Origin of the sequence: uncultured Limosilactobacillus sp., from assembly GCF_934202705.1 — a bacterium.
Classification (GTDB): Bacteria; Bacillota; Bacilli; order Lactobacillales; family Lactobacillaceae; genus Limosilactobacillus.
In genome coordinates this window covers 84,099-110,462 of record NZ_CAKPYE010000006.1, presented here as the reverse complement: position 1 = coordinate 110,462, position 26,364 = coordinate 84,099, and the positions used below count along the sequence as shown (strand labels likewise).

The following is a 26,364-nucleotide window of genomic DNA, read 5'->3' as shown; positions in this document are numbered from 1 at the left end:
TTAATTGAGTGATGCAGTTGCTGAAAAAACGTTCGTGTGGCGTTTCATTGATAAGGTAACGGCTGGTGTCCGTGAAGCTAAATCAGCAATGGTACAAGCAGAGAACGAAGTTAAATCTGCTGGTGGTGGGATTACGGAAGCTAGCGACAAGTGGAAGTCATACGGTACTCACGCCAAAGAAGCAACCGAAAAGATAACAAATGCCGTTAAAAAAAATCAGGAAGATTTTTCAAATTTTAGGCGTAAAGCTATTGAAGATATGCAGGGAGTCACTAATCACCTCGACCTTTATGAAAACAAACTTAAAGGCATACCAAAACAGCAATTTACACATTTCAAAGTTGAAATTGAAGACGCTAAATTAAAGAAATTAAATCGCCAAATACACGACGTCCCTCCCGAGAAAGATAGTGTTGTAAAGGTCACTGTAAAAGATAATTTTTCTAGTCCGCTACAAAAAGCTCAACAACAGGCGAATAAAGTTAAAGAATCATTCTCCATTTTAAAAGGAACTATGGCCGGTACGTTTGTCGGTGGTGCTGTTCTAAATGGTGTCTATGCAATTGGTAACGGTTTGAGAAATGCCGCTGCCGCTGGTATGGAATTCGATACCGAACAGCAAAAAATGCAGGCTACTTGGAAAACCTTAACAGGCAGTGCTAAAGCCGGTGATGCGATGGTTGACACCATCAATAATCTTTCTGTTAAGACTGGGCAAGCAACCCAAGTTGTCGATGAATTGGAACAAGGTTTTTACCACTTGCATTCAAGTAAGTCAGAAGCCGACGACATGACAAAAGCCATGCTTAACATGGGCGATGCCGTTGGTCTTACAGGGGAACAAATGACTCAAGTTTCCCAAGATATGGTTCACGGACTGGCAACTGGTAAGGTTACCCAAGGCGAACTAAATCAGATTGGTATGTATTTTCCAATGATTGACGAGCGAATGGCTGAGCATTATCACACAACCGTTCGTGGTATGCGTCAAATGGCTAAGCAAGGGAAGATCAGCGGGAAAGCCCTCGAAGAAGTTTTTGAAAAAATGGGCAACGGTAACGGGAAACATGATTATAAAAAAGCCGTTGAAAATATGATGGAAACCGGTTGGGGTTCCATGCGGACCATTCAATCAATGGCACCCCGTCTAGTTGGTCAATTGGAAAATGGTTTGTTTAAAGCCCGTAACCCGTTACTTGGTGCAGTTGCTAAGTGGGTTCAAGATCCAGCAACCGCAAAAAGCTTCAATAACTTTGGAAAGAGTATTACCAAAGGAATAAATAACTCGATTTCCTTTGTAGCTAATTTAGTAAAGCCCTTTGAAGCGCTTAACAAAGTAATTGGACTAGTTTTGAAATCATTAGGTAGCGGAATTTTCAAAGGATTTGCTATTACCATTGGTTTAATTTCAACAACCGTTGGTACATTGTGGAAGGCGTTTGAAAAACTAGTAGAGCCGATTAATAAAGCATCTCGTGGTATGAAAGGATATTCGAGTGCCACTAACTTAATCAAAGGATTAGGTGTAGTAATTGGGGGCGCTACTGCTATTCTCACAACCTATAAGTCTGCTCAATTAGCTGTACTTGCCGTCACTAAAACATGGGGTGTTGCTACAAAAGCTATGACTGCTGCACAAACAGCGTTAAATTTTGTTTTAGATGCTAACCCGATTGGATTAATTGTGATTGCTATTGCAGCACTAGTTGGTGGATTTATTCTAGCTTACAAGAACATTAAGCCCTTCCGTGATGCTGTTAATAAGCTAGGTAAAGCGCTTAAAGATACCTTTACTGGTAACGCTAAGTGGGAAAAGGACTTAGGAAAAACTTTTAACAACATCAGCAAAGATTTTGCGAAGTTTTCTAAAAGTGTTGGTAAAGAAGCTCATAAGATTGGTAAATCCATTGGTGATACCTTTACTGGCAAAGCCGGCTGGGAGAAGGAATTATCAAAGAACTTCAAGAATATTCAGAAGGAATATCAAAAGAACGCTAAGAATTACCAAAAGGAACAGGAGCGTCAGCAAAAGGAACAAAAGAAGGCTTGGGATAATTATTGGAAAGATGTTACTAAGAAGTCACAAGACGCTTGGAACTCGATTAAAAAACACGCTTCTAATGGTATGAATAATGCTAAAAAGACCATTGCTGACCGTTTCAAGACGATTTCTAAGAGTTGGCGGAATGGCTGGAAAGTCATGCAAGACTATACTCGTAATGCGTGGTCTGCAATTAAACGCCATTCTTCAAACGGAATTAACAATGTTCACAATGGTATTTCTTCCGGACTGAATACGATCAATCGGATTTGGCAAGCCGGTTGGAACGCGTTTGCTAATTTCTTTAAAGGTATCTGGGACGGTATCAAGCAGGCGGCTGCTGACGGAATTAATGCCGTTATTAGCATTATTAATGCTGGTATTAGTGGTATTGATAAGGTCTGGAGCTTCTTTACTGGTCACGGTACTGGAATTAGCAAGCTGGGTAAAGTTCACTTTGCCCAAGGTGGTATTGTTCATCGACACTTATCAGTCATCAATGATGGTGATGGTCCAGACTGGAAAGAACTTGTTCAAATGCCGGACGGTGGCTTATTTATGAGTCAAGAACGGAACTGGACGGGTTACTTACCCGAAGGCGCTCGTGTTTACAGTGGTCCTGAAACCAAGGCTATTATGGGAATGGCTGGTATTGATCATTATGCAACCGGTGGTTTAGTTGGTGTTCAACATTTCGCCGATGGTGGAATTGTTGGTGATGCGATCGACTGGGCTAAAGGTTCATTAGAAAACATCGGCAGTTGGATTGGTGACAAGATTGACGCTTTAATGAAGTTTCTGGAACACCCTGTTGAAGAGGTCAAAAAAGTTGTCAATAAGGCCGTCAGCGGAATGTACAGCGGTGCTGGGCATTTCGGCGACTTAGCTAAAGGCAACTGGGATAAATTGACCGACAAGATGGGTGACTGGATTACTAAGCACCTTGAACCAGTCCTTGATAAATTGCTTGAAAGTAACCCGGGTGGTGCTGGTGTCGCTCGCTGGCGCCCTTACATTCTTCGTGCTGCTAAACAGTTAGGCGTTCAATTGTCGGCTGGGCAAATGAAGAAGATGTTGACACAGATCAACACTGAATCACACGGTAATCCAAACGCAATTGGTGGAACCGATGGTTTGGCTGACGGTCATGCTACGGGTCTTCTACAATTTAAGCCACGGACTTTCGCTCACTGGGCTGTTGGTGGTCACACTAACATCATGAGTGGTTATGATCAGATTTTAGCGGCGATTAATTGTTTGAACCATGGTGGCGAAGGCGGCTGGGGGTCCTTTGGTATTCCTGGTCGAGGCTGGGCTACTGGCGGCGAAATCTTGTCGCAACAGTTCGGCTGGGTTGGCGACAATCCACAACACCATGAGTTCGTGTTAAATCCTTATGCTGTTTCAGCAGAGCCATTACTAGATAAAGCCTTTGAAGCTACTGCACAAGCACAACCAGCAAACACTGGCAATGCGCAAGGTGGAACTTCAAAGTTAGATCGAATGATTACTTTACTTGAAAAGCTACTTGATGTTGTTGGTGATATTGACCCGAACGTCTATGTTGACAACGACAAGCTGACCGACAAGATCAGCAAGGAGCAAGCTAAGCGAATTTCATTACTGAAAGGATAGTGTAAACATTGCAAGTATTTTCGTTGAGAAAGGATAAGCCTCGAGCTTATCCTTTTTTACATGCTAGAGATGTGGGGATTGGGGCTAAAACCTACCTTGCATTTGATCCTGTGGAATTTTCAATTGCTGCTGATGGAAAAGGCGAAAACTGGCACAGCATTTTTGATGTACCAGACCTCGACGGTGTTTATTGCTACCGTGCTCCGGACGTACAACCGGCAACGATTACTAATAACACCAAGAAAGTTGGCTTAGCTGACGGGTCAATGCTGGTCTCGACAACGTACGATAGCCGTGATTTTACTGTTGAATTTCTGTTTGAAGGCTTGAATGAAGATGACGCTATGTTAGCTTGGGACGCTTTACAACGTTTTATCGTCGCTCGTGATCCTTATTGGATTTGTTTTGCTAACTGGCCCCAAAGAATGTATTTTGTTAAAGCTAAGTTGGCTAAACCGGCCTTCAGTAATGACCGGGCATGGACGTGTGAAGTGACTTTTACTGACTTGATTGGTTTAAGCCGAAGCGTGGGTACAACCGCTGACTGGGACAATGCAGTGATTGGCTTTGGCAATAACGAACCAACGACTAAACCACAATACAGTTTTACTGGAAGTTCGTTTACTGTTGTGAATTCGTCGGACATTCTAGTTGATCCAGAAAGGCGACACCACCCGTTCAAAATGACAATGAAGGGTTCGTCTAACGGTGAAATGAAGATTACTAATCAGACTACTGGAGAAGTATTCCATAAAAAGTCAGCTTTTAACGGTATTGAGGAGCTGAACCTTGTTAATGTGACTTTTAATGGTAAAAATGACTTTTTGGATATCTACGATGATCAAAACGCTATTTCACTGCAAAAAGGCGAAAACAAGTTCACCGTTGAAAACTTTAGTGGAACGATTAGCTTCGACTTTGCGATGTGGTGGTTATCATGAGCAAGAATTATGTTTATATCAACATTAATGAAGAAGATGCTAAAAAGAACGGTGGTCAAGGCTGGCGAGTTGATTTTTCGGACTTGCATGATTCTTTTAAGTTCAACTGGCAAGTCAACAGTAATTATGAAATATCATTTACTTTGACTTACTCCGAAGACTACAAAGAAGTTTTTAATTGTGCCAAAGAGAAAGTTGGAGTCTGGTATGACGGAATAAGATACCGAGTTCAACAGCGAGAGGCAAAAACTGATGAACAAGGTATGCAAACTGCACAAATCACCGCCACAGTTGAAGTTATTGACTACATGAAAAATATTCGTCTTGATAAGCAGGAACCAACGGAACAAGACCCTGACACTGGCGATAGTTCTTCAAGTTCCGCCGATGATTCAAGCTCGGATGATCAAAAACAGCCTGGCGTTGTTACAAAACAAACAGCGGTACAGCAAACATACAGTTTGAAAGATTGTATGGATAAGTTTGTTAATAATAATGATCAAGGCTTTGAGTATGAGTTGCATGGCAACTTTATTCAAGCGGCGGTTGACTGCACAGGTTCATTATATGAATGGCTGAATTCAAATTTGAAACTTTTTGGTGGTTACTGGCTTCCAAGACAGGGTCATAAAACTATTGACATTTACGACTTGGCAAGTTTGCAAAAGAAGACTGGCAAACAGTTCCGTTATATGTACAACATGACGAATGCTGACGTACAAATTGACGTTACGGACTTAGTTAATGATTGCGAAGTCTACGGCGGAAAGATGGAGAAAGACATCACTTCCGGAGGCGGTGGCGGTGGCAATCTTGATAGCGTTGAAGGCTTTTGTAAGTCTGGGATTAACGCCGATTTTGGTGTTAATAAAGGTGCTATGTTAAACGATTTTGCTAATCGTTCGCAACGGGTTCGAGCATGGGGTGTTGACGTTAATCGACTCTTCGATACAGTCAAAGGCGCCGGAGTTAGTCCTGAGTGGTTCTTTGCTTATGAGTTACAAGAGCAGGGCACCTATTACGGATGGCTTAATCACACCTACCGGAACGGCGACCCTTACCAAGACGCTACGTCCGTATGTAATTGGATTAAGGAATGTGCTAACAGTGATAGCATTAATCCAGCGTGGAGCGCTCCAGAAGGATCGATGGCACCTAATCCCGGCTTACAAGCTAAGTGGAATCAAGAGTTTGGCAAAGGCTCGATTGGTCGTTGCTATCTGCAAGGGACAGCAGCGGCAGTCTGGGATCTGGCAGGGGTAACACCTAATCCAGCAATTGGAAAGCCGATTACAGGATGTGTCAATACGATCAAAGGCTGGGGCGGTCACACCGTCGCTGGCGGTGGCTCACAGATTAGGGCATTTCTCGAACCGTTTGTTGGGCACACCCCTTACGTCTGGGGTGGAACCAGCACTAGTGGTTGGGACTGTTCCGGCATGATTGACGTATTATTACAGCACTTAGGCATTCCTTGGCCAAATTCACGGCCGAATACAGTAGCACTGGAAGGTATGGGCCAAGTTGTTGGCCCGCCTTATCAAGCCGGCGATTTACTGTTTTGGGGTGCTCGGGGCAACAGTTTTCACGTTTCAATTGCGATTGATGCAAATACACGAATTGGAGCTGATAACTCACAAGATGGTACGGTGGAACGCCCAATCAGTAATTGGCCGCCATCGTTTGGGGTACGAGTACCAGCATTACAAAAGATTGCTGGTGGCGGTTCTAGTGACGGGTCAAATGATTTAAACACGACTTCCGAAACTTATTACGCCCTGCATTTCCACTATACTGATCAAGATAGTGTTAAGAAGTACGGCTTACACCGTGGGGCGCCTGTTGTCGTTGATAGCATTTATGATATGGACGCTTTGAAGAAGTATGTTGATCAGAATGTTCAGCATACGCCACAAACTTCATTAACCGTTGGTAACGTTAGTGAAGTCCCTAATATCGGTGATGTTTGGCGGCTGATTATTCCGGAATTCGATAACATGAATGTTGATGTAACCGTAATGGGAATATCTGGTAACACGCCTGAATTTAATGGTGATCCGCAGATTACGGTTACATTGAATAACACAGCGTTGGCAATGAAAGATATTAATGCGGCAATGTTAGGAATTATCCGAAGCATTAACAAGCCGTCAAATATCATTCAACAACATAATCTATCTTCAACATCGAGTCGAACCGAAGATCACTTTGCCAATATGGTAATCAATAGTAAGGCTGATATGGCTAATACCAAGGCTTTCACGGAAGGAGGTTCTCATGACAGCAGTAATTAATACCGTTGATATATCTGAGTTTCAATCCCTAAGTGAAGACGATTGGCAAGCGATGAAAAAAGCTGGTATTGAAACCGTCATTATTCGTGCCACCTCTAGTTTACGATTAGATAAACTAGTTAAAATTCATATTGCTAATGCTAAAAAGTATGGTTTTAATTGGCACTTGTATCATGACTGGGAAGGTCAATCTGGCGAAGCGGAGTTCGCTATTCAGTCAGCACAAGCACTCGGTTTATCAAATAAACAAGTGCTGTTCTTTGATATGGAGGGCAATCACACTGGCGATTGGTCAGCAATCTTTGAGGACTTTCGACAGAAAGCAAGTAGTCATTTTAAAGTCGGATTATATATTTCAGACAGCCCTTATCAAAGTCGATTTAATGACAGTCAATTGCGATCAGAGCACGTCATTCGGTGGATTGCTAATTACAGCAAAGAGCCAAAGAACTATGACGTCTGGCAAAAGTCCGGGCACGGTTCCGGAGGCTTTGGCAACTATACCAAGGATATTGATAGAGACGTTGACCCTAGCGGTATCTTAAAAGTTGTTGCTGACGATCCGGTCAAGGAATATCAACCAACGGCCGAAGATATTATGATTCGTCAGATTATTCTTCAAGCGGGGTTTGATTCCGAAACGGGTATTTATGGTCTCGGTTGTTCATACGACAACGGAAAAACCTTTAAGGTATATTGGACAATTTATGGTCAGAAATACTATCAAGAAGACGCTGATCGCTTGTGGCCATTCCTTAAAAATAAGATTACGAATGCCATGTCGATTGACTGGGATAGCATTCAAAATAAGCCTAAATTTGTCACGTCTGATGAGTTGGAAGCACGGCTTAATAAATTGTCCGTACCTACAATTAAATGGGCTGACATCGAAGATAAACCAGTAATTCCAAGCACTAATGGATTAGCAAAAGAATCGGAATTAGCTGATTATGCTAAAAAATCTGAGGTTCTACGCCCACAAATTTCTGGATGGTCGACTATTGGAGTTTCACTATTAAATGGAACCACGCAGGACAACAATAATCCGGTGAAATACCGGGTAATAACCTTAGGAAAGTTGCACCGAGTGGAGGTCACGGGCTGGATTACAACGACAATATTAGCAGGACGATTTAACTTGAACGTTAAGCTGCCGCAGTTTGGCTTTGAAGACATTGAAAGAATGTCGTTCTCAGGAAATTCGACATTAACTAGTGGTGGTGACGTAGTGGCTTTACTAGCTGGTAAACCGGGGGAAATCAATTTGTTTTCCGGCGGAAAAACTTTAAATAACGCGAACTTCAATTTAAGTTGTTCCTGGGTCTATGAGGAAGTGAAGAAATGAAAAAGATGGCAATTATTGGCGATTCCATTACCGCTGGGTACGATGGCCATAAAAATGGGCCACCCGTGATTGCGCAGACGTTGGCGAGGTTAGCTAATCTGGAATATACCAATCTTTCAGTTGGCGGCGTGAGTTTTGGTGATAGTAACGGCATTAGCGGACAAGTTAAGCAGGTCAATTTCAAAGACTATGCTTATGTATTGATTAGCATGGGCATTAACGATTATCGGTTTCCGCATGAAACCATTGGTAATATGCAAATGGTTTTACAATCAGGAATTAATAAGGTCAAAGGCGATAACCCCAATATCCAAATCTTTTTGGCGACGCCGCTGCAAAGTTGGGAAAATGGTAACGGATCCCTGAATCAGAAAAATTCCATGGGCGTTAGTCAGAATGATATTGATGACATGATCGGCCGCGTTGCCCGACTGAATGGCCTTAAATATTTAGATTGGCGTGATGATCCCATTGTGACGGCACAAAATCATACACAAACCCTTGGTGATGGTACTGTCCACCCGACAGCGGAAACGCAGAAAAAAATGGGTGAACGCTTTTTCCAAGTGTTTTTTGATGGGCAGATAGTCAGTGATCAGCCATCAAACCAGCCTAATAACCCGCTTCAACCAGTTCAACCGGTTAAGCCAACTCTTGATATTAAATTAGAGTTGATTGACACCGATAGTCAGATTTTGCCAACGTCAAACCGTAATTTTACGAGGATCTTTCGAGCCTTACAACAGATTACGGAAGCTGGATCAGAGAACAGTTGGTCGAACGACTGGCAAGCTCAAGATTTTGCCTACTATAATCGGGCTTGTTATGACTACCTAGTTAATACGGTCAGATTGCTAAAACGGCAGCTTGACAATTATCTGAGTGATAATGAAGTGGTTGATGATGATTTCAACCAACTTGAGAATGCTGGTTTAGTAGTACCAGTGACTTTGGACTTAGCAAGTTTCAAATCGATTATGAATGAAGATTTTAAAAAACTAGAACAAGTCCTAGCAAACATTGAACAAAGTATTTAAGGAGGGAAAACATGGCAGAAACAGATACCGTGGAAACGCAAACGAAGTCCTATCGGAACGAGAAATACGTCATTATTGACACCGTCATTCCGTCTGATAGTTCTTATTGGGTACCGCAAATTAACGGTCGCCAAGGTGATAATATGCGCCCGGTGAACATTTGCTTACAACATGATGGGGTTGATTGGAATTTAGGCAATTATACCGTCGACCTCGTTGGTCGTGACAGTAAGGGCGTGCTGAAAGAAACTAATACGGTGCAAACCATCGTGGCCGAAAAGGGTTTAATTTGTGTCGCCGTACCACAACAGTTTTATCAAGCCGTGGGGCCATATCAAGAAAGTTTCTTAGAAATCAAAGACGATGCCGGAACCGTGGTAAGTTCCGTACGGGTGGCATTCACAGTCTGGGCGAATAATACGTTGGTTAGTCGGATTGAAAGTGAAACCTATTTACAAACCATTGACCAGTTCATGAAGAATTGCGAAGCCATGATTAACACCATTCAAGATAACGCTCAGTCAGCTAAACAGCAGATTGACGCTTTGAATGATTTACTCAAGACATATCAAGATTTAGTGAAGGCCAACGCCGTGGCCTTACTCAATAAAGAACAAACTTTTGGGGCTAAACAAACCTTTACGGATATGGATGTGACGGGAACCTTAACTGCTCATCATATTACCGGACAAGCGATGGACGATATTTTGGGTGCGATTAATGCCGTTCCAAAGGTCACAACGACGAAGGGCACTACCGGTCTCGTGTTTGGCAACGGAATTGCCAAGTCAAATGATGGTAATAGTCTCATTGTTTCCAAAACGGATTTTGGTAATGGACAATGGTTAATTGTCGGTACGGGTACAGTTAAATTAGACCTCGCCGCTGCTGTAGCGGGAACCATTCAATTGCCGTGGAATATTGGGAAGGGGAATGCGATTGTGGCGGATTCCTTTGACTACTCTAATAATATCAAGTGGCAGTTAGCTGGACCCGGAAACGGGACAATTGAAATGAAAGCCCCACAAGCCGTTAAGCAAGATAGCTATTGGCTTAATTTTATGATCGGCTCTATTGCCTACTAGGAGGTGATAATATGCGTGCAGTTTACGTTTATGATCCAACAACGAAGCAATATCTGTATCCTCGGGTGTTTGAGGATGATGATAATACTGTAATTCCAAATTCGACGTCCGTTCCCGTTCCTGATGATATTTGGGGTAATAAAACATGGGACGGTCAGCAATGGCGTGGGATGACGAAAGCAGAATACCTGAAAACTAATCCGCCGAAGCCGACCCCAACGCCAACTCAAGAAATGTTAAATGCCTTGGGTAGCCAAGTAGCAAGGGGCAATCAAAACCTAACGGCTTCACAACAAATGATCAACGTATTAGGCCAACAGGTCGCAGCGGTGACTCAAGAGAACTCGAGAATGAAGAGCATGATTAATACCTTGGGTCAGCAGGTAGCCGAATTAACGAATAAGAAAGGAAGTGATTAATCATGGGAATTGGATATGATTTTGTTAAACAAATTTTTGATTGGGGCATGGATATTTCCAACTACGTTAAGTATGGTTCCATTACCGCTGATCAGTATAAACAAATTACTGGCAAGGACTACGTCCCTGCTGCTTAATTAAGAAAGGGGGAAACCCCCGAGAAGTTAACATCCTCGCCAACGAAAGATAACAATACACAAAAAGAAGCTCGCCAAATGCGGGCTTTTTCTTATGGGCGGGTTTGTAGGAGGAGATGAAACTATGAAAACGATGGATCTAGTCCCTAAAGACGATAATCAATTCAAAATTGACGATACTAACACTTTGCTTCATTTCCAACCATTGCTAGATAACAAGGACGTAGCGCTTAATAATGGTCTTTGGTACTTTGTAATTAAGCAAAAGGATGCTGGTTTCATTCAAACTGCTAAGGCAGTAATTGACGGCAATATGGCAATACTGAATTCAAACGAATTAAATGGCTTGCCCGTTGGTACGTATGAACTGGAACTCTGGCACCAGAACGAAGACAAATCAACTGATATTTACCCAAATCATGATTGGCTTGATTTCAAAGTGAACGAAAATGCTTATGGTGATGTACACCAAGCGATTAATCAGCCAACAGTGCAACAATTGTATGAAGATGTTACGAATAAGGTTCAAGCCTTTATTGATAACGCCAAGCAGCAGATTGCTAATCTAAAACCTAAAGATGGTGAACCAGGCAGCGATGGAGTTAATGCAACCATTAAACTGATGCCGGTAGTTCAAGAAGACCCTAACACAGCACCTAGTGTTAAGAACCTTGGTACTGATACCAACGCTATGTTGGAGTTTCACATTCCAAAGGCTAGTTCGGTTCGTTCGTTTATTACTGAAGATAATGCTGACCTTGACAACTACAAGACCGAAGCTCACTTATTTGGCAACGCAATGCGAATCCAAAACTGTGCTAGTTCTGGTTTCTTCACACTAGATGTTAAAGAGGGGCAAAATGCTACCGTTCAAGATTACTTTGACGTTGCTAATAATCATGAGTACACCCGAACGTTCATTAATGGTAAATGGTCTGAATGGCAATGGGTAACCGCTTGGAACTGAGGTGATAATATGCGACGACACATTTTTTTAGCATATTGTGGCTTTGAAACGGCAATAATCGGCTTGTTTCTATTCTTAGAACGTCAATGGTTTATGGACGATCAGCATGATAAGTTTATCCACATGGCTCATCACTTGGGCGATATTGATTGGGCTTTAATGCTAGTCTGTATTGGTTTAGTTGCAATGGTCATTGGTGTATTTGATGTAGTGAAATTTCATTCGCAATCAGTCATTTTGATTATCTTAGGCGCCCTTTGGTTTGCTTATTTCGTGGTGTTTTTACTACAAGATATTCACTTCCACCAGCCGATTAGGCTCGCAACCATCATGACGGGGATTAACTTTATGTTTATCCTAGTTGAAGCACGTTATGGGGGTGGCTGGAATTGAAAGATATCGTTATCTCATTAATCAGCGCCCTAATTGGCGGATTTGGGACAGCTTGGTTGAATCTGAAAGGAAAACAGATTGACGATACGGCCCACACCATTGCTGAAACCGAAGGAATATACGGCAAGCACATTAAGGAAACTCTAGAGCGGATGGATAACATCACTAAAGAGCGTGATGGATTGAGGGAACAGAACATCGAATTAATGGCGCAAGTTCGAGAATTAAAAAGACAAACTACCTTGTTAAAAGAACAAGTACACAATTTAACGGGACAAGTTCAAAAACTAACCCGAGTTATTGAACAACGAGAGGAGAAACGGCAATGAATACAATTATTAATGCAATTCCGGAATATATTATTACGGCGGTCGTATCAACTGCTATTTATTATGCAATTAAGATGACCCACAACTTTATTCACGTTAAGGCGTTACATGCTAAAGCAGCGCAAGCTAAGGAATTATGGAACTTCTTAGATCAAGTATCTTTAACGGCGGTTAATTCGTTGATTAGCTCAAACTTAACTGGAAATGAAAAGTTTAACCAAGCTACGGAATTAGTTCAAAGTGCCTTGTCTAAGCAAGGATTTAACAATGTAGACGTTAAGGCAATCGAAGCGGCCGTTCAAAATGCGTATGAACAATCACCGTTTACTGTGAAGGCAAACTATGATTTTTCAGCAAAAGGCGACACTAAAGCGATTGACCCAACGAAGGAGGCTTAATTATGGCTTTACGAAATTTATTTATTGATGTTTCTTCATATAATCCTGATAGCTTAGCTTTCTTCCAAGCTGCCAAAGCTAAGGGTGCGATGGGGGCTGTCGTTAAACTAACCGAAGGATCAGAAGATGGGTCAGCTTATATTAATCCACGGGCACAAAATCAAATTAACAACGCCCGTGCTGCTGGATTGAAAGTGTCAGCTTATCACTTTGCCCGATACGTTAATGATGCAGACGCTCAAAATGAAGCTCGGTTCTTCGTTAAAGTTGCCAAGCAAATGGGGTTACCGTCCGACACCTTAATGATTGATGATGCGGAAGTACATTCTGCTGCTAACTATCAAAGTGCCTCACTATCATTCCTAAAGGAAGTTGAAGCCTTAGGATATGGTAAGACTGGTATTTACTCCATGAAGTCATTCTTTATGGGTGGTATTCTCGATAGTCACGGCTTCGGTAATCGTAAAGTTTGGGAAGCCGGTTATGGAATTACGTCCCTCGGCATTGATAATGCGGCCGCATGGCAATTTACTGATAATGGTATTTTGGGGGTTGATAATAGTTACGACTTTGACGGCGCCTTTACGGTTGGGCCAGTTAATGGCAACGTGCCATCAGCGCCAACACCAGCACCGAACAACGTACCGTTACCAGTTCACAAGGCAAGTGGAATCTATACTGTACAATCTGGCGATACCTTGTCGGGGATTGCAAGTAAGTTTGGTACGACTTACCAGAATTTAGCGGCTATCAATGGTATTGGTGACCCGAACCGAATTTATCCGGGACAAGTACTCAAGGTACAAGGTAATGCTTCACCAGAAAATACTTACTATGTACAGGCTGGTGATACCTTGTCAGGAATTGCCGCTAAATTCGGGACGACCGTTTCAGCACTGGTTTCTCGTAATAACATTGCTAATCCTAACATCATTATCGTAGGTCAAAAGATTTACGTTGGTGGCAATTCTAATGCTTACACCGTCAAGAGCGGCGACACACTTTCCGGGATTGCATCGGCTCATGGCACTACTTGGCAAGCACTAGCAGCCAAGAACCATATTGCCGATCCTAACGTCATTTATGTTGGTCAAACTATTCAAATTTAGATAAACCAAATACCCTAGTGGTCGTTGCAAATTATGCAATAGCCACTAGGGCTTTTTTTGTTGTATAATACTAATTGAAATAAGCGTAACAATCATTTCACGGCACTCTACTAAGGGTGTCGATTTTGATTTTAAGGGGTAAAAAAGGGGAATATTATTAACAGTTTTTAATTGTAGTTTACTTTAAAAACGAATCTAAATATTATTCTACCTATTATATACAACGGTTTTAGTATCAAATGATATTAAAACAATATCACGGTGGACTTTGTCGAGCGAAACCGCATTATTGCTGGATTGGCGGATGCTTGTTTAATTGTTGAAGCTCGCAAAAGAAGCGGTAGTTTAATCACGGCTAATTTAGCTTTAAAAGAAAATCGCAATGTACTAGCAGTACCAGGACCAATTACTAGTGATCAATCATTAGGCTGTAATGAGTTAATTGTTAGTGGTGCTCGACCGATTTTACAGGCGCAAGATATTTTAGAAGAATTAGGAAATCGCTTCTATAAGTTATGACATAGTATCATTTTCCTTCATTTAATAATTTTTAATTTGACACTGAGGTGCTTATGCCTTAATAATGAATGTTGAATTAAAAATATCAAAGATAGGAGCCACCATTTTGGCAACTAAAACAACACAAACTAAAAAAACAACTACTAAGCGTCGAAAGCGCACAACAACTCGCAATAAAAAGAAATTAGTGATTGTTGAATCACCATCAAAAGCGAAAACCATCGGTAAGTATCTCGGTCGGACATACAAGGTCGTTGCTAGTCTCGGCCATGTTCGGGATCTGCCAAAGAGTCGGATGGGCGTGGAAATCGATAATAACTATCAACCTGATTACATTTCCATTCGTGGTAAAGGGGACGTTATTAAAGAATTACGTCGGGATGCCAAAAATGCTAAGGCGGTTTATCTGGCATCTGACCCAGACCGTGAAGGTGAGGCGATTGCTTGGCACGTTTCTAATTTATTAAAAATGGACGATACAGCCAAAAATCGGGTTACATTTAATGAAATCACCAAGGATGCTGTTAAAGAAGCATTTAAAGAGCCTCGCTCTATTAATATGGACTTAGTCGACGCCCAACAGGCACGGCGAGTCTTAGATCGGTTAGTTGGTTATTCAATTAGCCCGATTTTGTGGAAAAAGGTGAAAAAAGGGTTAAGTGCTGGTCGGGTGCAATCGGTAGCGTTGAATCTGATTATTCAAAGAGAAAAGGAAATTCGTAATTTTAAACCAGAAGAGTACTGGACGATTGATGCTGAATTTGCTAAAGGTAAGGAACATTTTCAAGCATCCTTCTATGGTGAAAATGGTAAGAAAATGGCGCTTGCGAACAACCAAGCTGTCCAAGCAGTACTTAGAAAATTAGATCGTCAAAAGACATTTAACATTGATAATGTCGATCGAAAAGAGCGACGACGCCAGCCACAACCGCCATTTACCACGTCAACGATGCAACAAGATGCCAACCGCCGTTTAAAATTCCGAACACGAAAAACAATGATGGCAGCTCAACAATTATATGAGGGAATTAACATTGGTGAAGGGGCCGCTGTTGGGTTAATTACGTATATGCGGACAGACTCCACTCGGATTGCCGGCATCGCTAAACATGAAGCATCGCAGTTTATTCATGAAGAATATGGGGCTGAGTATGCTGCAACAAAGCCCATTAAAGGTAAACTTCCCGAAGGAGCTCAGGATGCTCACGAAGCCATTCGACCAACATCGGTCTATCGGACACCTGCTAAAATGAAAAAGTATCTCACCCCGGACCAATATAAACTTTATAATTTAATTTGGTGTCGGTTCGTTGCTAGCCAGATGACTGCAGAAGTGATCGATACGATGACGGTTACCATCACTCAGAATAATGTTAACTTCCGAGCGAATGGTTCTAAAGTGAAGTTCAAAGGGTTCACAAAAGTCTATAAACGTGGAACCGAAAAAGATAATCTCCTACCAAATCTTGAAGTGGGTGATCAAGTTAAAATGGTTAACGATGATCCCGCTCAACACTTTACTCAACCACCGGCAAGATTTACTGAAGCGGCACTGGTTAAGACACTAGAAGAAAATGGTGTTGGCCGACCATCAACATATGCACCAACACTTGATACTATTCAACGCCGTTATTATGTCAGATTAGTTTCTCGACACTTTGAACCGACTGAACTTGGTGAAATTGTCAACGACTTGATCGAAAAGAACTTCCCAGAAATCGTGAATGTTCAGTTTACGGCCGATGTTGAAGGCGATCTGGATAAGATCGAAGAAGGCAAGAAGAGGTGGGTAAAAGTTGTAGACGATTTTTACCGACCATTTGCAAAAGAAGTGGCAACAGCTGAAGAAAAGGTTCAAAAGATTGAGATGAAGGATGAGTTAGCCGACACTAACTGTGATGTTTGTGGAGCGCCAATGGTGATTAGAATGGGACATTATGGTAAATTTATTGCCTGCTCGCGGTTCCCTGAATGTCGAAACACCAAAGCAATTGTCAAGGATACCGGGATTCAGTGTCCGAAATGTGGTCAAGGAACGGTCGTTGAACGGAAATCAAAGCGTAATCGGGTCTTTTATGGTTGCTCACGTTATCCAGAATGTGACTTTGTTTCATGGGATAAGCCAGTTGGTCGAAACTGTCCAAAGGATGGCCATTTCTTAGTGGAAAAGAAGGTTAAGGGTGGCAAGCAAGTAATTTGTCCAAACGGTGATTATCAAGAAGAAGTGCAAAAATAATCAGAAGGCGGGAAGTTGATGGACCTTAATTTAAAAGCCAAATTAAATCAGCAATACCAGCTTACTTCATCATTGAGTCCCTTTGATGAACTATTACAATGTGGTGAGCAGTTTGAAAAGTTCCTCGCATCTGCTGGTGGTTTCCCTGGTTGGCCCAATGTCACAGCCAATGATTTTGCAGCCTACTTAAGTGTATTGAATCAGCAGCAATCGGTTAGCGGGGAACCAAAAATAGGTCAAAAAATGATGGACTTAGATCAATTGGGCAGTTTACTTCAGGACTGCCAAGTTGTCGTAAAAAATCCGTTTGATTTGGCAAATGTTTTTGCTATTTATTTAATAAGTGAACGTCAGTTAGCAGAAACAACGGTTCATGGTTATGAAAATGATTTACGAATGTTTCGTAAATTTTTAATTACTAAAGGACATTGGCAAGCTTGGTTAAAAATCAGTAATCAAGATATTCAAGCATATTTAACGCACCTAAATGATCTTCAAAGACAGTGGACGACTATTAATCGTGAATTGGCGAGTTTACGAACTTTCTATAACTTTTTGTTAACTAATGGACTGGTCTCGAGTAACCCGTTTGAAGAAATCCGAATGAAACATCATTCACGAACTTTACCCCGTTATTTCTACGAGCCAGAAATGAATGCGTTATTTAAAGCCGCCAGTGGGAATGGCAAACCGCTTGATTTTCGTAATCGTGCTATCATCGAACTACTCTATGCGACCGGAATGCGGGTGAGTGAATGTGCAAATTTGCAGCTTTCGCAGATTGACTGGAGTGTTCAAATGATCCTCGTCTATGGGAAAGGTGATAAAGAACGTTATGTTCCGTTTGGAAATTATGCTAGAGATGCTTTACAGAAGTATTTAGAAAAATGTCGTGGACCATTAATGAGCCAGTATCATGAAAAACATGAACGAGTTTTTGTTAATCATTATGGTAAACCAATTACCAGTGAGGGAATTGAGTACGTTTTAAACCAAGTGGTGAAAAAAAGTTCTTTGAATATTCACATTCATCCGCACATGCTTCGTCATAGTTTTGCTACTGCAATGTTAAATAATGGTGCTGATATTCGCTCGGTTCAGGAACTATTAGGTCATTCAAGTCTCTCCACAACGCAAATTTATACGCATGTTACTAGAGAAAACCTGCAAAAAACCTATATGAAGCTATTTCCCCGTGCAAAATTAACAAAGGAAGATCAAAAATGATTACGATTAAAGATTCAAAACTCAAGGTTCAAATTGATCCAATCGGTGCCCAACTGCATAGTCTACAATATGATGGCTTAGAATATTTATGGCAGGGAGATCCAAAGTCATGGAAACGTCAGGCACCCATTCTATTCCCGTTTGTTGGTCGCTTAAAAAATGATCAATATGAATATCAAGGGGCTATTTACCACCAAACGCAGCACGGGTTTGCTCGTGATGAAAAGTTCGCAGTTATTAGCCATGATTTAACTCAAGCCACATTTCAATTGACGGATAATGAACGGACTCGTCAGGCATATCCATTTACTTTTCGACTAGCAGTTACTTATCAAATTGTTGCTGGTCAATTGTCAGTAACCTATAAAGTGACGAATCCAAGTACTGATCAAATTTTGATCTATGCCTTAGGTGCCCATCCGGGATTCAACGTTCCGCTAACTAATAATCACCGCTTTGAAGAAATGGTGGTAACGGTTGATCCAGCTAAAAAGTATCCGCAAATTAAACTAGTAGCTCCGGGACCTTTGAATGATTTAGAACATCCAGCGACACTAGATTTCCAAAAGCCTCTTCAGTTACATCATGACTTATTTAGTGAAGATGCTTTAATTCTTCAAACAGCTGGTAAACCAGCAACGATCACCGTTAGTGATCCAGCCAGGCAGCATGGGGTTCATGTAATCACCAATAATAATAAACTGATTGGGGTCTGGTCACCATTCCCAGCTAAGGCCAACCTACTTTGCATTGAACCATGGTGGGGAATTGCTGACGGTATCAATAGTGATGGTCAATTAACCCACAAGCAATTGATGGATCGACTTGAGCCAGGCAAATATCAGCAATATCGTTTTGCAATTCAGCCATTTTAGTACAAAAAGACCGCCATTAAATGGGCGGTCTAATTTATTTTGATTGATGATGATTTCGCAAATAATTTCCCAGGCCAAATGAGACCATGGACTCATTGCCATGAATAATTCTATGAATATTACTTTTATGGCGCCAGATAATTAAAATGGTGATAATTCCTGAAATGATTGATAAAATGTGATCATGAATGGTTAAGGCAATCAAAAAAACCGTTGTTACGGTGATAATACTAGCGCAACTTACCATACTGGTGAGGAGAATAACGCTAATAAAAAGGATTGCCGCAATCGAAAATAGAAGGGGATTGTAGGCCAATAAAATTCCGGCACTTGTAGCAACTGCTTTACCACCATGAAAGTTATCAAAAATGGAACATGTATGTCCGATCGATGCAACTAACCCAATCAAAAGTGGGTTAACGGAAGAATGGAAGAAGTAAGGCTGACTGGCTGCTAGCGTCCCCTTTAAAACATCCATCAGTAAAACTACTACTCCCGCACGTGGTCCCAATACTCGAAACGTGTTAGTAGTGCCAATATTACCGCTACCTTCTTGGCGAATGTCCTGATGATAAAAATACTTACCAATCCATAACCCGGACGGAATTGAACCGAGTAGGTAGGCGACGATAATCATTATAATGATAGTCATTGTAAAACTCCTTAATACATTAACGTTGTTATCATAGCATGGTTTGTCAATCAATAGCTACTGAAAAATACCGTTTGCACCGATGTATTAATTCGAGTAGACTAGTTAATGTTACATTCATAAAAGTGAGGAGGCCCCATCAGTGGCAAAAAAAGAATATCAATATGATTCATCCTCGATTAAAATTCTAAAGGGATTGGAAGCAGTTCGTAAACGACCTGGTATGTATATTGGGTCAACTGACACCTACGGACTCCATCATCTTGTATACGAAATTGTGGACAACTCAGTAGATGAAGCCCTATCAGGATACGGGAATGAAATTAACGTCACAATCGGTGCTGACAATTCTATCACAGTTCAAGACCATGGTCGTGGAATGCCAGTGGGGATGCACGCTAGTGGGAAACCAACTCCAGAAGTTATTATGACGGTTCTCCATGCCGGCGGGAAATTCGGCCAGGCTGATGGCTATAAAACTTCAGGTGGTTTGCATGGGGTTGGTGCTTCGGTGGTAAATGCCTTATCCACAAATCTAACTTTGACAATTGTCAGGGATCATATCCGCTATCAGGAAAAATTTAAGGATGGTGGGCAGCCGGTTGGCACTCTTAAAAGGTTGAGCAAAACTAATGCGTCAAATGGGACAACGGTTGCTTTTAAGCCTGATCCAGCAATCTTTTCGACGACTGTTTATGATTACAACACTTTAGCAAGACGGCTACGAGAATCGGCCTTTTTATTAAAGAATCTCAAGATTACTTTAACCGATGAGCGTTCTGGTCAAGAGCAAAGTCAAACGTTCCAGTATGAAAATGGCATTCGCGATTTTGTTGAGTATCTGAATGAAGATAAGGACACGCTTGGGAATATTTTGTCGTTTACAGGCAAACAGGATGGTGTAGAAGTAGATGTGGCTGCTCAATATAATGATGGCTACTCGGAAAATGTCTTGTCGTTCGTTAATAATGTTCGAACGCCTGATGGCGGGACACATGAAGCAGGGTTCCGTAGTGCGTGGACTAAAAGTTTTAACGATTATGCTCGGAAGGTTGGCATCCTTAAAGAACGGGATAAAAACTTAGAAGGTAGCGACGTTCGTGAAGGGCTAACTGCAGTTGTCTCGGTTCGGATACCAGAACGAATTCTTCAATTTGAGGGCCAAACCAAGGATAAACTTGGGACTCCGGAAGCACGTAAAATTGTCGATAACATTGTGAGTGACCAACTAAATTACACTCTATTAGAGAATAGTGATTTTGCTCAGATGCTAATTCGTAAAGCAGTAAAGGCTCGACAGGCGCGTGAGGCCGCAAGAAAAGCACGGGATCTATCTAGGAATGGCAAAAAGCGAAGTCGGAAAGAACGTAACCTATCCGGTAAATTAACTCCGGCCCAGTCTAAAAATGCGCAAAAAAATGAGCTGTTCTTGGTCGAAGGTGATTCAGCTGGGGGATCGGCTAAGCAGGGACGGGATCGTAAATTTCAAGCGATTCTGCCACTACGGGGAAAAGTTCTCAACACTGAAAAAGCAAAGCTTGATGATGTCTTAAAAAATGAAGAATTAAACACCATTATCTATACTGTTGGTGCTGGGGTTGGTTCCGAATTCAACGTAGCGGACTCAAATTACGATAAAATTATCATTATGACAGATGCGGATGATGACGGAGCTCATATTCAGATCTTACTACTGACCTTCTTCTACAAATATATGCGTCCAATGATTGAGGCGGGGAAAGTTTATATTGCTTTACCACCGTTATACCGTTTGCAACAAGGACGTGGGGCAAAAACGAAAATTACTTATGCATGGACGAATGAGGAATTAACCAAGTTAACGCAAAAAATGGGGAAGACAGCTTCGTTGCAACGGTTTAAAGGACTGGGTGAAATGAACGCTGATCAGTTATGGGAAACTACAATGAATCCGGAAACACGAACACTGATTAGGGTTCAAATCAAAGATGCTCAGTTAGCAGAAAAACGAGTTACTACCTTGATGGGAAACAAAGTTGAACCGCGTCGGGAATGGATTGAACAAAATGTTCAATTCACGATGACCGATGATAAGGTATCCGATGAATTAGTTGAACACAAGGGACAAGTAGCTCCTGATCCACAAGTTAAAACCTGGAATAATCAATAAGTGAGAAAGGACTGTGCCAAGTGAGTGACGATAAAATTGAAGAACTAACGCTGGAACAGTTGATGGGAGAACGGTTTGGCCGTTATTCAAAATCTATTATTCAAGAACGTGCGCTTCCTGATATCCGTGATGGATTGAAGCCAGTTCAACGACGAATCCTCTTCGCAATGAACAAGGATGGCAATACTTATGATAAAGGATTCCGAAAGTCTGCCAAATCGGTCGGAAATGTGATGGGTAACTTCCACCCCCATGGTGATAGTTCAATCTATGAAGCGCTAGTCCGCTTAAGTCAGGATTGGAAACTGCGTGAACCATTAATTGAAATGCACGGGAATAATGGGTCGATGGATGGAGATCCGGCTGCTGCAATGCGGTATACCGAAGCCAGATTAAGTAAGATCGCTGGCTTAATGTTAAAGGATATCGAAAAAGATACTGTCGAAATGACGCTGAATTTTGATGATACAGAAAAAGAGCCGACCGTCCTACCAGCGCGAATTCCTAACCTTTTTGTGAATGGCTCTACAGGAATCTCAGCCGGATATGCCACCGAAATTCCACCTCACAACTTACGGGAATTAATTCAAGCGTTAATTTATTTACTTAAGCATCCTGATGCTTCATTAGATGAATTAATGAAATACGTTCCAGGACCTGACTTTCCAACAGGAGGAATCATCCAAGGGGTTGATGGGATTCGTAAAGCATATGAATCGGGTCGCGGCAGAGTGATTCTCCGAGCCAAAACCGCCATCGAGGACCTTCGTGGTGGCCGACAACAAATTATCGTGACCGAAATTCCTTATGAAGTTAATAAGGCGCAATTAGTTAAACGGATTAACGATCTTCGCTTAAATAAAAAGGTCGAGGGAATTTCTGAAGCACGTGATGAAACCGACCGGAGCGGGTTAAGAATTGCGATTGAGTTGAAACGTAACGCAGATGCCAATGGTATATTAAATTATTTGCTGAAGAACACTGATTTACAAATCAACTATAACTTTAATATGGTGGCAATTGATAACCAGCGACCGATGCGCGTGGGGCTGAAGCATTACTTAAAGTCTTACCTAGCTTTCCAACAGGAAATTATCACCCGACGAACGCAGTTTGACCTTCACAAGGCGTCCACTCGTTTACATATTGTCGAGGGGCTAATCAAGGCACTGTCAATTCTTGACCAAGTCATTAAAACCATTCGAGCAAGTAAAAACCGTAAGGATGCTACACAAAACTTAATTCGCGAGTATCAATTTACTCAACCACAAGCTGAAGCAATTGTTGCTTTACAGCTTTATCGGTTAACGAATACTGATGTGACGGATCTGCAGGATGAACAAAAGCGTTTGAACGATTCAATTGCTGAATATCATAAGATATTAAATGATCGGAACGAGTTAAATCGAGTTTTGGTTAAAGAATTTAAGGAAATTGATAGACAGTTTGGTTCAGGTCGCAAAACCCAAATTGAAAAACATATCCAGAAGTTAACAGTTGATACGAAGGTCACAGTCCCCGATGAAGAAGTGATTGTGCTAGTTTCTCATGCAGGCTATATTAAACGAACAAGTCTGCGGAGTTTTAAAGCTTCAGATTTAAATGATAATGGCTTGCGTGAAGATGATTATCCTTTGCTAATTCAACACGCATCAACGCTTGATCACCTCTTTATGTTCACTAATCAAGGCCATGTGATCTACCGTCCAGTGCATGAACTAGCGGATACAAAGTGGAAAGAAACTGGTGAACATATTTCACAATCCATTGGACTAGCGGATAATGAAGAAATTATCAAGGTACTAATTTTCGATAAGCTTGATCTTCCAGGAACAATTATCTTTTCAACCAGTGACGGGCAAGTTAAACAAACGACGCTTCAAGACCTCAAGCCAGGATCACGTTATAAGAGTCGGGCCAGTGTTGCTATGAAGCTAAAGGGAGCAGACGTCCGGATGATTAACGCTGAGTATTATGAGCCAAAAGATCAGAACACCAGCTTAACTGCTATCAGCAAGCAGGGATATGGGCTCCGTTTTGATGTTGCCGAAGTGCCCACGCAAGGGACGCGAACTGCTGGAGTACGAGCAATTAATCTGAAAGATGATGATGAACTCGTCAACTTGGTTCAGACTCACGATGATGACTGTCTGGCAATGATTACTCAGCGAGGTGCTTTCAAAGAAATGCGGGCAAACGAATTAGAAGTTGGTAGTCGGGCGCGACGTGGTGTTCTAGTTCTCCATAAGCTAAAGAAACATCCGCATGAAATTGTGGACTTTTTAGCTTATCCAGCTAACTTCCATGGTGCTTTAGAAGTAATTACGAGCCGGCCTGAATTTCAGGATGTTTTGGTTGATGATCATCACTTGGGAACTGCTAAGTCAAATGGGACGTTTGTTATTGATACTGATACACAAGGCATTCCGGTAATACTGTGCCATAAAATTATGACAATGGATGAACCAAGTAACGACCATCCATCTGCTAAACAGAATCACGAAGTGCAACAAGAAAGTTTGGACATTCATTAATTGATCGTTTTCATGATTCTGTCAAAAAAAGTTATGGAGAATTGACCAAGTCGTGATATGATTATAGATGTGAGATGTGTTATCATCACTAGTTTGAGGAGGAACCCAAAATTATGAGTAAAGAATTAGTTTTTGGACACCAAAATCCTGATACAGACGCCATTACGGCAGCAATGGCCTTTTCATATTTCCAAAACCAATTAGGATATGAAACAGAAGCCGTAGCACTTGGTGAACCAAATGATGAAACCAAGTTTGCTTTAAACCATTTTAAGATGGAAGCTCCACGAGTTGTTAAGACTGTGGCGAACGAAGTTGATCAAGTAATGTTAGTTGATCATAACGAACCACAACAAAGTGTTTCTGACATCGATAAAGTGCAAGTTACACACTTGGTTGACCACCACCGAATTGCTAACTTTAATACTTCACAACCTATGTGGGCAACTGTGCGTCCATACGGTTGTGTTAGCACCGTAATTTATGAATTATTTGAAAGCAAACATATCGATATTCCGGCGAACTTAGCTGGAATGATGCTTTCAGCGATTATCTCTGATACCCTGCTCTTAAAGTCACCAACGACAACTGATCATGATCGTGAAGCAGTAAAAGCCTTAGCTAAAATTGCGGACGTTGATTATGAAGACTATGGTATTAAAATGCTAAAAGCAGGTACTAACCTGGATGCTAAGTCTGACAATGATATTGTGGATGGTGATGCTAAGTCCTTTGAACTGAATGGTTCCACTGTTCGAATTGGTCAAGTCAACACGGTTGACTTAGATGATGTTTTTGCACGTCAAGCTGATTTGGAAAGCGAAATGAAGTCATTAATGGACCAAAATGGTTATGACACGTTCATTTTGATTGCAACAAATATTTTGAATAGTGATTCTGACTTACTAGTGGTCGGTGCTAATTCTGATAAAGTTGAAAAGGCCTTTGGTAAGAAGCTAAATGATGCTCATCGGATGAACCTACCTGGTGTTGTTTCACGAAAGAAGCAAGTGGTTCCGCCATTGACAGAAGCCTTTGAAGGCTAATTAATTAAAACCTCAGTTGTAACTGAGGTTTTTTAATACGCTTAAACTTACTTATTGTAAGTGAAAATGACTTGAGCTATAATAATAGTCATCAAGACGAGGAGGGGATTCAAATGTTTTTAACATTTACTGAGGAAGCTAAGCAACGACTTAGTCACTACTTAAACGATTCCAAAAAAATGTTGCTTGATTATGATGATGGCGTGGGGCCGTTTTCAGCCTTAGGTAACTGTTCACTTGATGATAATTTCAAATTAATTTTTGTTAATCGAAATCAATCTTTCAAAGATTTTAACGCTAGTTTTGACTCTAATCTTGGCAAAATTTATTACAAGGGATATACTAAGCCCCAATTTGCAGATCAAATGACTGTGAGTTTTAACTCGCATGTGTTTACAATGCCTTTGAAGTCGCCACAAGGGGTGTTGACTGATGATATTGAAGTATTAGACGTTAGTAATGCTGATCTGCAACAAACAAAAATGACCCATGCTCATGATTGCTAATCAGAGCGGTGAGGTAAATGGATAAGAGTAATTTGAAGCAACGGTTAACCCCGTTGGAATATGATGTTACCCAAAATGCATCAACAGAGCTCCCTTTCACGGGGGAATATGATCATTTTGATCGACCCGGAATTTATGTTGATGTTGTTAGTGGTGAACCGCTCTTTTCTTCTTTAGACAAATATGATGCTGGTTGTGGATGGCCATCATTTACAAAACCACTTGGCAAATTAACAATGCGTCGGGACCAGTCATTGGGAATGGAACGGACTGAAGTTCGGAGTCCACAATCTAATTCTCATTTGGGCCATGTTTTTACTGATGGGCCATTGGATCGCGGAGGCCTTCGTTATTGTATTAATTCGGCCGCGTTGCGTTTTATTCCTGTCGATCAACTGCGTGCATCCGGCTATGGTGAGTATGAATTCCTGTTTAAAAACTAACATAAATATTTAGTTAAATAAAAAAATTGTAGTAAAATAAGAACCCG

Annotated in this window: 22 protein-coding genes and 1 pseudogene; 22 read left to right on the top strand and 1 reads right to left on the bottom strand. The window is 41.4% G+C overall.

Annotation, left to right across the window (positions count from 1 at the left end; genetic code table 11):
• Positions 1 to 4 precede the first annotated feature (4 nt).
• From Q0C76_RS05465 to Q0C76_RS05385, 17 genes and pseudogenes are all read left to right on the top strand, one after another.
• The gene (locus tag Q0C76_RS05465; RefSeq protein ID WP_295730695.1) at positions 5 to 3,676 is read left to right on the top strand and encodes a tape measure protein; all 3,672 of its coding nucleotides are present in this window, start codon (positions 5 to 7) and stop codon (positions 3,674 to 3,676) included.
• 8 nt (positions 3,677 to 3,684) lie between these two features.
• Positions 3,685 to 4,617 carry a phage tail domain-containing protein gene (locus tag Q0C76_RS05460; RefSeq protein ID WP_295730692.1) on the top strand — a complete coding sequence of 311 codons (933 nt, stop codon included), beginning with the start codon at positions 3,685 to 3,687 and terminating at the stop codon, positions 4,615 to 4,617.
• On the top strand, positions 4,614 to 6,911 hold the full coding sequence (locus Q0C76_RS05455; protein ID WP_295730689.1) for a phage tail protein: 2,298 nt from the start codon (positions 4,614 to 4,616) through the stop codon (positions 6,909 to 6,911). The genes Q0C76_RS05460 and Q0C76_RS05455 overlap by 4 nt, the downstream gene beginning before the upstream one ends.
• Entirely contained in the window at positions 6,895 to 8,256 is a 1,362-nt protein-coding gene (locus Q0C76_RS05450) for a GH25 family lysozyme (RefSeq protein WP_295730686.1), read from the top strand. The genes Q0C76_RS05455 and Q0C76_RS05450 overlap by 17 nt, the downstream gene beginning before the upstream one ends.
• Positions 8,253 to 9,293 (top strand): SGNH/GDSL hydrolase family protein, encoded by a 1,041-nt coding sequence (locus Q0C76_RS05445; protein ID WP_295730683.1) that lies wholly within the window; start codon positions 8,253 to 8,255, stop codon positions 9,291 to 9,293. Before Q0C76_RS05450 ends, Q0C76_RS05445 begins: the two co-directional genes overlap by 4 nt.
• 11 nt (positions 9,294 to 9,304) lie before the next feature.
• On the top strand, positions 9,305 to 10,378 hold the full coding sequence (locus tag Q0C76_RS05440; RefSeq protein ID WP_295730680.1) for a BppU family phage baseplate upper protein: 1,074 nt from the start codon (positions 9,305 to 9,307) through the stop codon (positions 10,376 to 10,378).
• An 11-nt stretch (positions 10,379 to 10,389) separates the two neighbouring features.
• A complete protein-coding gene (locus Q0C76_RS05435; RefSeq protein WP_295730678.1) occupies positions 10,390 to 10,797 on the top strand; it encodes a hypothetical protein in 408 nt (135 codons plus the stop codon).
• A gap of 2 nt (positions 10,798 to 10,799) precedes the next feature.
• Positions 10,800 to 10,934 (top strand): XkdX family protein, encoded by a 135-nt coding sequence (locus tag Q0C76_RS05430; RefSeq protein ID WP_295730675.1) that lies wholly within the window; start codon positions 10,800 to 10,802, stop codon positions 10,932 to 10,934.
• 124 nt (positions 10,935 to 11,058) lie between these two features.
• Positions 11,059 to 11,901, top strand: coding sequence for a pyocin knob domain-containing protein (locus Q0C76_RS05425; RefSeq protein ID WP_295730672.1), 843 nt, complete (start codon positions 11,059 to 11,061; stop codon positions 11,899 to 11,901).
• A gap of 9 nt (positions 11,902 to 11,910) precedes the next feature.
• Positions 11,911 to 12,294 carry a hypothetical protein gene (locus tag Q0C76_RS05420; protein ID WP_295730670.1) on the top strand — a complete coding sequence of 128 codons (384 nt, stop codon included), beginning with the start codon at positions 11,911 to 11,913 and terminating at the stop codon, positions 12,292 to 12,294.
• Positions 12,291 to 12,623, top strand: a complete 333-nt coding sequence (locus Q0C76_RS05415; RefSeq protein WP_295730668.1) for a hypothetical protein — start codon at positions 12,291 to 12,293, stop codon at positions 12,621 to 12,623. The genes Q0C76_RS05420 and Q0C76_RS05415 overlap by 4 nt, the downstream gene beginning before the upstream one ends.
• Positions 12,620 to 13,021 (top strand): phage holin, LLH family, encoded by a 402-nt coding sequence (locus tag Q0C76_RS05410; RefSeq protein WP_295730666.1) that lies wholly within the window; start codon positions 12,620 to 12,622, stop codon positions 13,019 to 13,021. The genes Q0C76_RS05415 and Q0C76_RS05410 overlap by 4 nt, the downstream gene beginning before the upstream one ends.
• Positions 13,022 to 13,023: 2 nt before the next feature.
• Complete coding sequence (locus Q0C76_RS05405; protein WP_295730663.1) at positions 13,024 to 14,130, top strand: LysM peptidoglycan-binding domain-containing protein; 1,107 nt, start codon at positions 13,024 to 13,026, stop codon at positions 14,128 to 14,130.
• A gap of 267 nt (positions 14,131 to 14,397) precedes the next feature.
• Positions 14,398 to 14,649: pseudogene (locus tag Q0C76_RS05400) on the top strand (DNA-processing protein DprA); the annotation flags it as partial.
• Between the two features lie 106 nt (positions 14,650 to 14,755).
• Positions 14,756 to 16,885, top strand: coding sequence for a type I DNA topoisomerase (topA, locus tag Q0C76_RS05395; protein ID WP_295730660.1), 2,130 nt, complete (start codon positions 14,756 to 14,758; stop codon positions 16,883 to 16,885).
• 246 nt (positions 16,886 to 17,131) lie between these two features.
• Positions 17,132 to 18,112 (top strand): tyrosine recombinase XerC, encoded by a 981-nt coding sequence (xerC, locus tag Q0C76_RS05390; protein ID WP_295730756.1) that lies wholly within the window; start codon positions 17,132 to 17,134, stop codon positions 18,110 to 18,112.
• The gene (locus Q0C76_RS05385) at positions 18,109 to 18,987 is read left to right on the top strand and encodes an aldose 1-epimerase family protein (protein WP_295730658.1); all 879 of its coding nucleotides are present in this window, start codon (positions 18,109 to 18,111) and stop codon (positions 18,985 to 18,987) included. The genes xerC and Q0C76_RS05385 overlap by 4 nt, the downstream gene beginning before the upstream one ends.
• Positions 18,988 to 19,021: 34 nt before the next feature.
• Here the strand turns inward: Q0C76_RS05385 and plsY are convergent, their stop codons facing one another.
• Positions 19,022 to 19,639 carry a glycerol-3-phosphate 1-O-acyltransferase PlsY gene (plsY, locus tag Q0C76_RS05380; RefSeq protein WP_295730656.1) on the bottom strand — a complete coding sequence of 206 codons (618 nt, stop codon included), beginning with the start codon at positions 19,637 to 19,639 and terminating at the stop codon, positions 19,022 to 19,024.
• Positions 19,640 to 19,781: 142 nt separating this feature from the next.
• On the opposite strand from plsY, the gene parE reads away from it, so the two are divergent.
• From parE to msrB, 5 genes are all read left to right on the top strand, one after another.
• Positions 19,782 to 21,788 (top strand): DNA topoisomerase IV subunit B, encoded by a 2,007-nt coding sequence (gene parE / locus Q0C76_RS05375; RefSeq protein WP_295730654.1) that lies wholly within the window; start codon positions 19,782 to 19,784, stop codon positions 21,786 to 21,788.
• Positions 21,789 to 21,808: 20 nt separating this feature from the next.
• The gene (gene parC, locus Q0C76_RS05370; RefSeq protein WP_295730652.1) at positions 21,809 to 24,322 is read left to right on the top strand and encodes a DNA topoisomerase IV subunit A; all 2,514 of its coding nucleotides are present in this window, start codon (positions 21,809 to 21,811) and stop codon (positions 24,320 to 24,322) included.
• Positions 24,323 to 24,435: 113 nt separating this feature from the next.
• Positions 24,436 to 25,368 carry a manganese-dependent inorganic pyrophosphatase gene (locus Q0C76_RS05365; RefSeq protein WP_295730650.1) on the top strand — a complete coding sequence of 311 codons (933 nt, stop codon included), beginning with the start codon at positions 24,436 to 24,438 and terminating at the stop codon, positions 25,366 to 25,368.
• 113 nt (positions 25,369 to 25,481) lie between these two features.
• Complete coding sequence (locus Q0C76_RS05360; protein ID WP_295730648.1) at positions 25,482 to 25,874, top strand: iron-sulfur cluster biosynthesis family protein; 393 nt, start codon at positions 25,482 to 25,484, stop codon at positions 25,872 to 25,874.
• Between the two features lie 17 nt (positions 25,875 to 25,891).
• A complete protein-coding gene (gene msrB / locus Q0C76_RS05355; protein WP_295730645.1) occupies positions 25,892 to 26,317 on the top strand; it encodes a peptide-methionine (R)-S-oxide reductase MsrB in 426 nt (141 codons plus the stop codon).
• Positions 26,318 to 26,364: the final 47 nt, after the last annotated feature.

Excerpts from the sequence above, each read along its gene's own strand:
- Q0C76_RS05385 (WP_295730658.1), top strand. The coding sequence starts at position 18,109 with ATGATTACGATTAAAGATTCAAAACTCAAGGTTCAAATTGATCCAATC.
- Q0C76_RS05420 (WP_295730670.1), top strand. The coding sequence starts at position 11,911 with ATGCGACGACACATTTTTTTAGCATATTGTGGCTTTGAAACGGCAATA.
- Q0C76_RS05435 (WP_295730678.1), top strand. The coding sequence starts at position 10,390 with ATGCGTGCAGTTTACGTTTATGATCCAACAACGAAGCAATATCTGTAT.
- Q0C76_RS05440 (WP_295730680.1), top strand. The coding sequence starts at position 9,305 with ATGGCAGAAACAGATACCGTGGAAACGCAAACGAAGTCCTATCGGAAC.
- Q0C76_RS05410 (WP_295730666.1), top strand. The coding sequence starts at position 12,620 with ATGAATACAATTATTAATGCAATTCCGGAATATATTATTACGGCGGTC.
- Q0C76_RS05365 (WP_295730650.1), top strand. The coding sequence starts at position 24,436 with ATGAGTAAAGAATTAGTTTTTGGACACCAAAATCCTGATACAGACGCC.
- msrB (WP_295730645.1), top strand. The coding sequence starts at position 25,892 with ATGGATAAGAGTAATTTGAAGCAACGGTTAACCCCGTTGGAATATGAT.
- Q0C76_RS05425 (WP_295730672.1), top strand. The coding sequence starts at position 11,059 with ATGAAAACGATGGATCTAGTCCCTAAAGACGATAATCAATTCAAAATT.
- Q0C76_RS05405 (WP_295730663.1), top strand. The coding sequence starts at position 13,024 with ATGGCTTTACGAAATTTATTTATTGATGTTTCTTCATATAATCCTGAT.
- Q0C76_RS05450 (WP_295730686.1), top strand. The coding sequence starts at position 6,895 with ATGACAGCAGTAATTAATACCGTTGATATATCTGAGTTTCAATCCCTA.
- Q0C76_RS05455 (WP_295730689.1), top strand. The coding sequence starts at position 4,614 with ATGAGCAAGAATTATGTTTATATCAACATTAATGAAGAAGATGCTAAA.
- Q0C76_RS05445 (WP_295730683.1), top strand. The coding sequence starts at position 8,253 with ATGAAAAAGATGGCAATTATTGGCGATTCCATTACCGCTGGGTACGAT.
- Q0C76_RS05430 (WP_295730675.1), top strand. The coding sequence starts at position 10,800 with ATGGGAATTGGATATGATTTTGTTAAACAAATTTTTGATTGGGGCATG.
- Q0C76_RS05360 (WP_295730648.1), top strand. The coding sequence starts at position 25,482 with ATGTTTTTAACATTTACTGAGGAAGCTAAGCAACGACTTAGTCACTAC.
- xerC (WP_295730756.1), top strand. The coding sequence starts at position 17,132 with ATGGACTTAGATCAATTGGGCAGTTTACTTCAGGACTGCCAAGTTGTC.
- plsY (WP_295730656.1), bottom strand. The coding sequence starts at position 19,639 with ATGACTATCATTATAATGATTATCGTCGCCTACCTACTCGGTTCAATT.